Annotated in this window: 8 protein-coding genes; 2 read left to right on the top strand and 6 right to left on the bottom strand. The window is 33.3% G+C overall.

Features of this window, described 5'->3' with window-relative positions; translation table 11 throughout:
- The first annotated feature begins 108 nt into the window (after positions 1–108).
- A complete protein-coding gene (locus RR554_RS05510; protein WP_332467586.1) occupies positions 109–780 on the top strand; it encodes a class A sortase in 672 nt (223 codons plus the stop codon).
- Between the two features lie 51 nt (positions 781–831).
- On the opposite strand, the gene RR554_RS05505 is transcribed toward RR554_RS05510, so the two are convergent.
- From RR554_RS05505 to RR554_RS05485, 5 genes are all read right to left on the bottom strand, one after another.
- Positions 832–1,773 carry a 3'-5' exoribonuclease YhaM family protein gene (locus tag RR554_RS05505; protein WP_332463137.1) on the bottom strand — a complete coding sequence of 314 codons (942 nt, stop codon included), beginning with the start codon at positions 1,771–1,773 and terminating at the stop codon, positions 832–834.
- Entirely contained in the window at positions 1,770–4,532 is a 2,763-nt protein-coding gene (locus RR554_RS05500; RefSeq protein WP_332467585.1) for an AAA family ATPase, read from the bottom strand. The genes RR554_RS05505 and RR554_RS05500 overlap by 4 nt, the downstream gene beginning before the upstream one ends.
- The gene (locus RR554_RS05495; RefSeq protein WP_332463139.1) at positions 4,529–5,737 is read right to left on the bottom strand and encodes a metallophosphoesterase family protein; all 1,209 of its coding nucleotides are present in this window, start codon (positions 5,735–5,737) and stop codon (positions 4,529–4,531) included. The genes RR554_RS05500 and RR554_RS05495 overlap by 4 nt, the downstream gene beginning before the upstream one ends.
- Before the next feature lie 100 nt (positions 5,738–5,837).
- Positions 5,838–6,188 (bottom strand): YlbF family regulator, encoded by a 351-nt coding sequence (locus RR554_RS05490; protein WP_332463140.1) that lies wholly within the window; start codon positions 6,186–6,188, stop codon positions 5,838–5,840.
- Positions 6,189–6,255: 67 nt separating this feature from the next.
- Complete coding sequence (locus tag RR554_RS05485) at positions 6,256–8,388, bottom strand: PBP1A family penicillin-binding protein (protein WP_332467584.1); 2,133 nt, start codon at positions 8,386–8,388, stop codon at positions 6,256–6,258.
- A 183-nt stretch (positions 8,389–8,571) separates the two neighbouring features.
- Between RR554_RS05485 and RR554_RS05480 the strand changes: the two genes are divergently transcribed.
- Positions 8,572–9,438: an RluA family pseudouridine synthase gene (locus RR554_RS05480; protein WP_332467583.1), complete on the top strand. Its 867-nt coding sequence runs from the start codon at positions 8,572–8,574 to the stop codon at positions 9,436–9,438.
- A 46-nt stretch (positions 9,439–9,484) separates the two neighbouring features.
- On the opposite strand, the gene RR554_RS05475 is transcribed toward RR554_RS05480, so the two are convergent.
- Positions 9,485–13,008, bottom strand: a 3,524-nt coding sequence (locus RR554_RS05475; protein ID WP_332467582.1) for a SpaA isopeptide-forming pilin-related protein, incomplete at its 5' end; no start/stop codon positions are given.

The raw sequence follows: 13,008 nt of genomic DNA, 5'->3' as shown, positions 1-13,008 counted from the left end.
GAGGTTATTCTAATTAGCAAGAAAGAAAACACAAGATCCTTAAAACATAAAAAAAAGCCAAAGAAATCAATCGGTACACGAATAAAAAATACGATTATTAACTTGTTAATGATTTTACTACTCTTAGTTGGTTTGTCTTTAGTTTTTAATAACCAAATTAAAAATTATTTGGTTAAAGATACCACTAAAAAACATACAATTAGTAACGTTACACGAGAAGATGTCAAAAAAAATGAAAAAAAAGACGCCAACTTTGATTTTGACCAAGTTGAATCTCTTGATTTCAACTTAGTTGCACAAGCAACAAAAGGACGGGATACTGGTTTAGATACGATTGGTGGAATTGCTATACCAAGTGTTAAATTAAATCTTCCCATTTTTAAAGGCGTATCTAATTACGTTTTAGCAGTTGGAGCAGGAACGATGAAAGAAGAACAGAGAATGGGTTACGGTAACTACGCTCTTGCCAGTCATTACATGTATGATCCAGCTCTTCTATTTGCTCCTTTAGTTAACGTTGAACTTGGGGATACCATTCTTTTAACAGACTTAGAGTATATATATGAGTATAAAACAGTCTCTAAAGAATACGTTGAGCCAACAAAGGTTGAAGTAATCGATGATGTCAAAGGCAAACAGCTTGTTACTTTAGTCACCTGTGATGTGTCTGGTGCAAATCGTCTAATTGTCCAAGGAGAACTTATCCGGGAAGTTAAGGGGAAAGTTGCTCCTAAATACATGCAAGAAGCATTTGAAATGGATCAAACAAATTATTACTAAAAGCCAAAATAAGAGATTGAGACCTATTGTCCCAACCTCTTATTTTTTTATTTAAATTTTGGGTAAATAAAAATTACGATTATCTAACCCAAATATACGGTCAGTATACTCCCCAGGTTCAATCTGTTTTAACGCACCTAACATCATTTGCATAGAGGCATCTAAATTATCTAGATGATGCAGTATTTCCGCCTCCATAATTTTAGGTCTAACAGGTGAACCGTATTCTAATAAACCGTGATGTGCTAAGCAGACATGTTTTAATACCAATACTTCTTCATCTGTTTCTGTTATATTTAATTCCACACATGCTTTCGTAATCTCTTCATCAATCATAACAATATGCCCCAGCAGATTCCCTGCTAGTGTGTACTCTGTTCCAATTGGTCCTGATAACTCTCTTACCTTACCAACATCATGCAAGATAACACCTGCATAAAGTAGTGATGGATTAAGTTCAGGATACTGACCACATACACCTTTAGCAAGTTCTAACATAGTAATAGTATGATAAGCTAGTCCACCAACAAAAGCATGGTGATTTTTTTTGGCTGCCGGAAAATCAAAAAATTCTTTTTGATATTTCCCCAAAATATGACGTACAATTCGGTGCCATTTAGCATTGGTTATTTCAAATAAATATTGATTAAACGTTTCTTTCAATTCTTCTATTTGAACAGGAGGTTTTTCCATATATAACGCTGGGTCATCTGGTTCTCCTACTTGTGTCAAACGCAAACTAAGAATTTTGATTTGTGCCATATTTTGATAAACTTCTCGTTTACCACCTAATAAAACAACTTTACCAACAACAAATTTCTCAATTTCGTCTTCTGAAGCACCCCAATACTTGCCATCAATTGTTCCCGAGGTATCTTGAAACGTAAAAGCAATAAATTTTTTACCATTTCTTGCTACTCTTACATCGGCTGTCTTTAATAAGACAAACAATTCAAATGTTTCATCCACAGCTAATTCTCTAAGTTTTTTCACATTGCTTCATCCCTTCCGATAGTTACAATTGATAAGTCATGTGTTTCAAAATATGATTTAACCGCTTGGTCTGAAGATAAGCATATCACTTGAGTTTGCTTACTAAAACCGTCCAATAACTTGAATAACGTTAATTTCCTTTTAGCATCAAAATGTAACCAACCATCATCAATAATAACTGGTGCCTCATAATCTTCTGTATGAAGATGAATAAATGCGAGTCTAAAAGCGGTGTACAATTGATCTTTAGCACCTGTTGAGAGCTGAATAATCGGCCAAACTTTTTGTTCTTTATCTCTCACATACAATTGATTATTTTTAACAAATACTTTGAAATAAGTACCTTCTGTTAAGATTTTAAAATAAGAAGTAACTGTCGCTAAAAGAGCAGGTAGTTGTTGATCAGATAAATATTGGAACACATCCTGTGTCAATTCTTCTGCTATTTTATTCGTTATCCATTGGTCAGATAATTCTTTAATCGTTGACAATTTATTTTCTCGCTCTTGATAAAGAGTATCTAAAGATCCATTTTTTTCCATTTGGGATAACTCATATTTTAGTGTTTGAAATTCATCTTGATGTTGATTAATTGTTTCTAAATAATCATCTTCTCGATTTTTCACACTAATTAAATGGTGATTAATATCTACTAAAGTATAACGTTTTGTTAAATCAAAATAGCCACCTAATGTTACTTCTAGTTCTTCTATTCTTGATTGACTTTGTTTAGATAATTCTTGTTTTTTCAACCAAATATTCACGTCTTCTATACTTGAAACTGTAGAATTACCGACAAGTGCTAATAAATCTTGTTCACTTTTTTCTACTTGTTTTTTGACACTATGTAGTTGACCTTGGAAGTTTTGCTGGTTGTTACTTGCCATCGCCTTATCTTTTAAATAAGTCTGCTGCTCATCAACAAACCGTTTCATCTCATGGTAAATTTCTTTTGTTGATTTATTTTCTATTGGTATCCATTGCTTAGAAAATGTTAATAGTTCAGCATACGAATGCAATACTCGGTCTGCATCAGCTAAATTCTTCTTCATCTCTTCTTCTTTTTCTTGAATATCTTGAAGTTGCATATAAATTGGAATTCGAGATAACCACAACGTCATCGTTTCTTTCATTGAAAAACCATAGCGGTCTGCCCACTCTTGTTTTTTATCTTGTAACGTTACTATTTTAGCTTCTATATCAGCTAATTGACTTTCAAGCTCATGAAGAGAATGTTCCACTTCATCAGATGCTGTCAACTGCAGTAAATAATCTTCCTGTGTCACTTCTTTTGAAGCATGTTTTTCTTTGCTAGATGCTTTATTAGCCGTTAAAAAACCATAAACACCTAAACCAAATAATGCCACCACAGGAATATAAATCCAATTAATTTTAAGAACTACCGCTAATGATAAAAATAACAACGAAACTGCAATTGATAAACCAGAGAACAGCTTTTTAGATAATGGATCCGTCATTTTTTTAGAGTCATTTTCTACTTCATCCGTTGGAATAACGGCCAATTGATTTTCAACAGTCGTTAGTTGAGTATCCATATCTTTTTGTTTAATAACTAACCGACTCTTCTCGTTAGAAAGAATAACTTTTTCACGAACAAGCTCTTCTTCACTTTTGGCTAAAGCAAGAATTTCCTCTTCAACTTCAGGAGATAAATCGATATTGATTTTTTCCTCAGATAACCGATATTTTTCGTAAAGCGTTTCTTTACTTTTACGATACTCACCTAACTGCTCTTCTAATAATTGACGTCTTTCAGTCATCGATTCAACTGCTAATTGATCTTCTAATAAGTCATCAAAAATACTTTGGTTTTCCAAATAAAATTGATAAGCAGGAGATTCAACTTCCAAATTGCTACTCTGACTTTCAAGTAATTCTTTTTCTTTATTTAACAAAAAGCGATGATTATTTAAGCCATGTTTTACTGACTCAATTTTTGTACTTGGCGCTTCCACATCACTAGATAACTCTTTCATTAACGATTCCCATTCAATATACATTGGAAATCGTTTTTGTTGCTCTAAAATAGTTTTTTCTAACTCAGATTGGCGGTTTTTATCTTTGTCTGCATTATTAATTAATTGCGTTAACTCACTCATTCTTTGGCGTTTCACTTGATAAGTCGCTTCTTGAGATTCTACTAATTCAATCTGTTGCTCTAATTTTTTTAATTGACGTAATCGCTGATTAATTTCAGGAATTCGACCACTTGGTTTAAAAAGTTTTTGACGTTCTTTTAAAAAGACATCGCTCATTTTAGTTAAACGTTCACTACCTGTTAAACCTACCGTTAAAAGTAAGTGCTGCAACCTAACTTCATTCATTTGATTTAGTTCTACTAATTGCTCTTGTTGGAAACTAAATATCTGGTCAAAAGTCTCTTTCGTTAGAGGTGCTAACAATTTTTCAAGAGTTAATTCATTACCTAATTGACCATTTTCAAATTGAATGGCTGCTTGTCCTTTGTTCTTTTCTTTATAACGCTCAACAGTTATTTTCCCATGAAGTTTATCTTCAAAAATAATTTTCCCACCATAAATAGCCCCGTTAACTGGTGTAAAATCTCGAATCATTTCTCTTTTTTTAGGAAATCCAAAAAGAATCGTGCGTATAAACTGATAAACAGTTGATTTTCCCGCTTCATTTTCACCAAAAAACAATTGGTTTTGCGAATTCACATCAAATACCTGATTATTAAATTTTCCAAATCCGTCAATTTTTAATTGTAATAGTTTCATTGGCTTGCCTCATTTTTAAAAATCATTTTATCTTTAATTAATTGGCTACTTTCGTTGACACATGCAACAATATCTTCTTCTTCCCAAGATAAATATTTTGCAATTGCTGGTTGTTGTAGCAAATCACTCACCGCTTTATCAAAATTATTTCTGTTACGGTACTTTCTGCCTAAATCATCAATTAAAGTCGTTTCAAATCCCATAATTAATTTATCAGAGGTGCTTTGAAGAACGCTAATATCTTTCAACCATACTTTATAATTAGATGATTTTAATAAGCTTTCTTGCAAATATAACAACATCTCTTCTTTTTCATTTAACAAGTCACTCGCATTTTCTGCTGTTGTCGTTAAATTTACCTCAATAATATTAAGTGGATACGCATAATGTGCATCGCTTATTTGACTCTCAACAGCTGCTAAGAGTTCTTTTTTAGATAGCTCTTCTGTTATTTCAATCTCTTTTTTGTTCCAACTGATATTAGAAACATCCAACCAACCAAAATCGCTACCACCTGCATTAATATCAACTAACAACACACCTTGCACTTGGTCTTCTTTTTTTGTGTGTCCTTGAGGTGTTCCTGAATAGGCAATTAATGGATTTTCAGAAATAATCTCACTCTTATGAATGTGACCTAATCCCCAATAATCATAACTACTTGATAGCTCTGCTGGTGAAAATGGTGCATATTTACCTGTATTATCACCATGGTAAAAGCCTATATGATATGTTGTTTCTTGGCTTCTAGCCGGATAGTCGTTCACCATCGGCTGTTCAACCCACTGATGTTCATAAGAGAATCCACTAATTGAAACTGATTCTCCATTTTTTAGTTGAATTGTTTTAGTTTGAACTTCTTCTTTTTTAAATAAAATGACATTAGCTGGCCACTCGAACCAGTAACGATTTTCTTGATAATAATCATGGTTACCAAACGAAAGTACCACTTTAATGTCTTCTTGTTCTAAACGTAAAAATTGTTCCATTAAAAATTTTTGCGTGTGAATAGATGACTGCGCTTGATGAAATGTATCTCCCACGATTAATAAAAAATCCACTCTTTTTTCTATGCATCGATCAACAATTTTTGATAAGACTTCTTGATTAGATGTTTTTAGCAAATCCTGAATATACGTTTGCTCTGAATTAATCCCAGAAAAAGGTTGGTCAATATGTAAATCGGCTGTATGAATAAACCTCATCTTAATCACTCCTTCCTTACATCATACCTATTTCAAGTACATTTTTCTATAAAAAAATAATAGGGAAGTCAAGTTTTTACTTAACCTCCCCCTATTACTATTATTCACCCATTTGATATAATTCTTGAACAGGTTTCATAATGATTCGGTTTAAATCATTAATAATCATGCTAAACGCTTGTTCTTTTGCCATCAAATCTTGAATGACTGCAGTATCTTGAACTTTAACTGCCATTTCTTGAGCTTTTGTGGCATCTTCTTCAGAAAATTCTAAGCCTTGCATTTGTTTTTGTTGTAATTCCATTTGTAATTCTTGGAAATCTCTAAACAAAACAAAAGATTCTTCTTCTTTTTTCATTGCTTCAAATGCTTCTTGTAATGCCTTGAATTCGTCCATTTGACGAATGTCGCGTTCGATTTGATTCGCGCTATCATAAATATTAGCTGTCATAAAAATAGCTCCTTTACTTTTTATATCCGTTATCATTGTAACATTATTAAAGATAAAATCCTATCAATTACTGGGTAACTTTATTCCAAAGTTTTCCCCACATTTCACCTGCAGCATCGACACCTTTTTTGATACCATCGCCAATAGTGTTTGCTCCATCTTTCACTTTTCCACTGATTTCATTTAAGGAGTCATTAATGCCTTGTTTATTCTCTTCTTCAGTATTTTCTTGTGTAACATCACCTACTGAAAACGGTGTGTTAGGTGAAGCTGCTAAGACACGTTGTGTTTCATCTCTAAAGATATTAGCTAAGTTACTTCCGCTACTTCCTGTCAAGAAATGATCTGGACCGCTTTTATCAAAACCAATCCAAGTTGAAACAACTACATCAGGAGTATATCCAATAATCCATTGATCTTTTGACATACCGTCTGCATTAATATTTTCAGTCGTCCCTGTCTTACCTGCTATTGTGTAACCAGCTGGTTTTGCTTCCATCCCTGTTCCTGAGCTGAACACCCCTTGAAGCATACTTGTCATTTCATCAGCTACTTCTGGTGTTGTAACTCTTTTAGATTTAGGTTTTTCATTTTCGTAAATAATCGCACCATTAGCATCTTCTATTTTTGTGATAAAATGAGGTGTTGTTTGGTTTCCCTGATTAGCAAACACACTATAGGCACTCGCCATATTAAGAGGTGTCGTTCCTTTAGTTAAACCTCCCAAAGCTAAACCATGGTAATGATCTTTTTCATCTAATTTAATCCCAAATTGCTCAACTTTTTTAAAGCCTCGATCGATCCCTATTTCATTTAATAACCAGACAGCTGGAGCATTTAAACTTTGAATCAAAGCTTGTGTCATCGTTGCTTCACCTGCATACGTTCTCGAGTAGTTTTGAACATCATAATAACTAAGTGCCTCATCTTTTAACACATCATCTGGTTTATATCCTGCTTCAAGAGCAGGCGTATAAACTGAGATTGGTTTTAACGTTGAACCTGGCGATAGCATTGAGTCTGTTGCTCGATTAAATCCTCTGTAAGTATACTCACCTCGCCCACCTACGATACCCATCACACCACCTGTTTTTGGATTAAGCGCAACAGAAGCACCTTCCACAATGGCACCATCAGCGGCTGAAGCTGGAAATAAACTATCATTTTCAAAAGTTTGATCCATTCCAATTTGATATTGCTGATCAAGTGTTGTAAAAATTTTGTAACCACCTGTTGAAATATCTTCATCTTTTAATCCGGTTTTTTTAATTGCTTCTGCAATCACTGAGTCAAAATAATAAGGATATTTATATGTGTCATGTTCTGGTACGTAAGCATCAGAAAGGTTTATCGGTTGCTTCATTAACTCATCTGCTGTTGCTTTTTCTAGCTTTCCATTATCTACCATCACTGATAAAACAGTATCTCGTCTTGCTACAGCATTTTCCATATCATCAATGGGATTATAAATACTTGGCCCTTTAAGCATACCTGCAATCACTGCTGCTTCATCAACCGTAACATCCTTGGCATTCTTACCAAAATACTTCAACGACGCATCTTGAACGCCCCAAACACCATTACCAAAATAGGACTTATTTAAATACATCTCTAAAATTTCATCTTTTGTATATTCTTTTTCAATTTCAATCGCTAAAAACAACTCTTTAGCTTTACGCGTCATCGTTTGTTCCTGACTTAAAAAGGCATTTTTAGCTAGTTGTTGTGTGATAGTACTACCACCACCACCACTATTGTTACGCCGGACAACTTTTCTAACAGCTGCACGAGCAATTCCTTTGATACTATAGCCTTTATGTTCATAAAATCCTCGGTCCTCAGTTGAAATAACCGCATCTTTTATATAAGGTGAAATGTCATTTATTTGAGCAAAACTTCCTTTAGAACCATATTTTGCTAGCGTTCCAGCTTCATCTCCATCTTTATCATAAATAGTAGTCACTTGCTCTAAACCTGATTTCAAACTGGAAACATTCGTATTTTTAGCTAAATAAAACAAATAAACACTCATGACTAAAACCACTGTTAACACAGCTAAAATCAAAATTTTATTAATATGATATTTTTTCCAAACTCGTTTTCGCCAAGCTCTAAATGTTTGAAAATAAGGCCCAAACCAGGCCAAAAATTTTGCTGTATAGGTTTTAATTATCTCCCAAAATTTCTTTATATGCTCCATTCGCAGCTCCTCTTACTTTTGTCTTTTTATTATATTCATTCTATCATAGCCTTGTTTTTAATTGATGAGGCTAAGGACTTATCTTACTAATGTCAATTATCTTAACATGAAGTTGTTAACAAAGTGTGTTACAATTTTAAAAAAATTATAAATTTTTACCAATAAGTCACACAGGAGTGTATCATGGAATTTAAATTTGTGCTACCAGAAGACGTAAATGCAGATAATCTTAAGGATTTGTTAGAATTTGAATGGCTAATCCCCCGAAAAGTTCGTCATTTTTTACGCGTGAGAAAAAATGTTCAAATTAATGACAAACAAGCAATGTTTCATCAATTAGTTAAACCAGGTGACGTGATCTCTTTACTTTTTGAATCAGAAGATTACGAAACACCAACAATAAATCTAGGTCAAGAAAATCAAATTGATGTGTTATGGGAAGATGAGCATTTAATTATCGTCAATAAACCGTTCGGGAAAAAAACACATCCTAATCAACCAGATGAATCAGACACTTTACTTAATGATTTGGCTACCTACTTAAAACCTAAAAATCAACTACCATACGTAGTTCATCGCTTAGATAAAGAAACAAGTGGCGCAATTCTTTTTGCTAAAAACCCAATTGTCTTACCTATTTTAGGTAGAATGTTAGAAAAAAAAGAAATTCATCGTGTTTACGAAGCCCAAATAAACGGCTCACTTCCAAAAGATACTATGGTTATTAATAAAAAAATTGGACGTGACAGACACGACAGACGAAAAAGAGTGGTTGATGAAAAAAGTGGGAAAACAGCCATCACACATATTACAACTCAAAAAAAAGACGGCCATTTAACTTGGGTAGAATGTTGGTTAGAAACTGGAAGAACCCATCAAATCAGAGTTCATCTTGCCTCTATTGGTAAACCTATTTTAGGTGATCCACTTTATCATTCAAAACCAACGAACGCTTCACGACTCATGCTTCATGCAAAAGAGTTAAGTTTAGTTCATCCTTTCACCAAGGAATCATTAACAGTCAAAGCTACACCATTTCTTTCAGAGTAAACAAATAAGAGATTGCCCTTTTTTTCAGGGTAATCTCTTATTTTATTTATTCGATATCTTGATTACTTTGTCTCTTTTTCCAAAATAAAAACACACAACCTAGTAAAGCAGACCATCCATACACAAAGAACTCATGTAATTCTTCTCCTGTTTTTGGCAGAATTTTTTTAATCGTTGTTTTTGTAGATGGATTTGGTTTAGAGGGTGTTCCCGGTATTTTAGTATTTGTAACAACTATTTTTTCAACTGGACTTGTTTCATTTGCTTTTATTTCAAACAGATGATTATCAGTTGATAACTTATACCCTTGTGGGGCTTTTGTTTCTTTAAAATAATAACTTCCCAATTTTAATTTTGCTACTACTAATTTTCCGTCTTTGTTTGTTGTTAATTTTTCTTGAAGCAGTTTTCCATCTGAAGTGTACAATGAAAACTCGGCTCCCTCTAATACTTTGTTTTTATCAACACCATCCACTTTCGTTAGCTCAACAGAACCTAAGTACCCAATTTTTTTATTAGTTACTTGAAGAGAAACTAGCTTACTTATTGTATTTTTCTTGATATCAAATAAATGTTTACTTCTGTCTATTTGATAACCTTTCGGAGCTTTCGTTTCTTCAAAATAGTAACTTCCTACTGTTAAATTGTCCACTCGCAACTTCCCATTATTATCTGTTGTTAATTTTTCTTTTAATAATTTTCCTTTTGAATTAAACAATGAAAACTCGGCATCTTTTAATACATTTGTTTTATCTTTGAAATCTACTTTGGTTAATTCCACAGATCCTAATTCTTTCACTTTTTCATTCGTTGCCATAACTTGAACTACTTCAGATATTTCATCGGTTTTTATTTCAAACGTATAATGTTTAGATGATAATTGATAACCTATTGGTGCTTTTGTTTCTTTAAAGTAATAGTTGCCTATCTCTAAATTACGTACTTGTAATTTTCCTTTATCGTTAGTAACTAATTTTGTTTGAATAGGTTTAATAGTTCCTTCTTTATACAAATTAAACTCAGCATCTTTTAATACATTTTCTTTATCTATTGAATCAATTTTCGTTAATTCAACAGAACCTAATTTAATTTCCTCATCCTCAGCCTCATTAGTTGCTTCCACTTGGATGACTTTGCTTGTTTCATTTGCAATAATTTTAAATTCATAAATATTTTTCGACAATTTATATCCAGCTGGTGCTTTCGTTTCTACGAAATAATAATCACCTGCTGCCAAGTTTTCAACATGTATTTTCCCTTGATCATCAGTTACTAAATTATCGTTTATTGGAATACCAGTTTTATTGTACAAAGCAAACTCAGCATCTTTTAAAACCTTCTGTTTATTCGCTGAATCTACTTTCGTTAATTCAACAGAACCTAATTTAATTTCTGCTTGATTAGTTGCTTTGACTTGGACTACTTTAGCTGTATCATTTGCTTTTATTTCAAAGTTAAAGACTTCCTGTGATAATTGGTAACCAATTGGCGCTTTGGTTTCTTTAAAGTAGTAATTACCTAATTTTAACCCATCTACTCGTAACATACCTTTTTCATTTGTTGTTAGCTTTTCATTCAATATTCTGCCGTTTGCGTCATACAATGCAAACTCAGCACCTTTTAAAACTTGGCTTTGATTTAGCTCATCTACCTTGGTTAACTCTACTGATCCTGTTGGTTCCTTTGCTTCTGCTGCGTTGGTTGCATAAACTTGAGTTACTTCACTCATTTCATTTGCTTTTATTTCAAACGAGTGTTTTTCTTGAGATAAGCTATAACCAACTGGTGCTTTCGTTTCTACAAAGTAATATGCCCCCTCAGATAAGTTGTCATAACGCAAGACTCCTGTTGCATCTGTTACTAATCCATCCTGAACAATCTCGCCACTTTCTTTATATAAAGTAAATTCTGCTCCTGACAATTTTTTGGTCTCATCTATATTATCTGTTTTAGTTAGCATAACGGACCCTTTATAAGCTATTGCTTGATTAGTCACTCTAACTTGGGCTACTTCGGCTACTTCACCTTCTTTAATATCAAATGACTGTTTAGCAGAAGTTGTCGAATAACCGGTTGGCGCTTTCGTTTCTACAAAGTAGTACGATCCAGCTTTTAAATTATCAACTTGGAGAATTCCAGCTTCATTAGTTACTAAACTAGATTGAATCATTTCACCATCTGACGTATAAAGTGAAAACTCGGCACCCGGTAATTTTTTATTACTTTGTGCTTCATCCACTTTTTCTAAAACAACTGAACCAACTGATTCTTTAGCTTTATTCGTTACTTTTAGTCGTGTAATATTACTTTCTTTTCCCGCTTTAACATTAAATGAATATGGTTCTTCTGAAAGTTCATAACCGTCTGGTGCTTTCGTTTCTACAAAATAGTAGTTACCTTCTAGCAAGTCGTCCACTCTAAGTTGACCGTTCTCATCTGTTGTTAAACCGGTTTGAAGGACCTCGCCTTCCTCAGTATATAGCGTAAATTCAGCTCCCACTAATTTTTTATCACTCTGTGCTTCGTCTACTTTTTCTAAAATTACAGAACCGCTTTTAGGTATTCTTGATTTTTCATTTGTGATTGTTAATAAACCTACCTTACTTATTTCGTTAGCTTTAATCTCAAATGGATAATCTTTAGTTGATAACTCATACCCTATCGGTGCTTTCGTTTCTTTCACATAATATTTACCTGGAATTAATTTAGAAAGTGTAATTTCTCCTGAGTCTGTTGTTTCAATCTTCTCTCTCAACAACTCATTTGTTTCAGCATTATATAAGGCAAATTGCGCACCTTTTAAAAGAATATCTTTATTCGTGTAATCTACTTTTCTCAATGTTACAGCTCCATAAACCACTTCTTTTTGGTTGGGCGCTGTGATTGTTTCTACCTCGCTTAATTTATCCGCTGTGATTTCAAACGGGTATTCTTTTTTAGATAATTCATAACCTACTGGTGCTTTTGTTTCTTTGAAATAGTACTTGCCAAGTGGCAAATCCTTTACTTCTAGTTGGCCATCAGCTTTTGTTGTAAGTCCTTCTTTTAATAACTCTTTTGTTTCTGCGTTGTAAAGAGAAAATTCTGCGCCTGATAAGGTTACTTCGGACTCTTTACTATCTACTTTTTTCAGAATGACTGAGCCTAACTTAACTTCTTTTTTGTTGGTCGCAGTAACCGTTTCTACTTCACTTAACCTATCCGCTGTGATTTCAAACGGGTATTCTTTTTTAGATAATTCATAACCTACTGGTGCTTTTGTTTCTTTGAAATAGTACTTGCCAAGTGGCAAATCCTTTACTTCTAGTTGGCCATCAGCTTTTGTTGTAAGTCCTTCTTTTAATAACTCTTTTGTTTCTGCGTTGTAAAGAGAAAATTCTGCGCCTGATAAGGTTATTTCTGACTCTTTACTATCTACTTTTTTCAGAATGACTGAGCCTAACTTAACTTCTTTTTTGTTGGTCGCAGTAACCGTTTCTACTTCACTTAACTTATCCGCTGTGATTTCAAACGGATATTCTTTTTTAGATAATTCATAACCTACTGGTGCTTTTGTTTCTTTGAAATAGT

This window comes from Vagococcus sp., from assembly GCF_036639995.1.
Classification (GTDB): domain Bacteria; phylum Bacillota; class Bacilli; order Lactobacillales; family Vagococcaceae; genus Vagococcus.
Note: the sequence above shows the minus strand (reverse complement) of the source record. Positions and strands in the feature narration are given on the sequence as shown.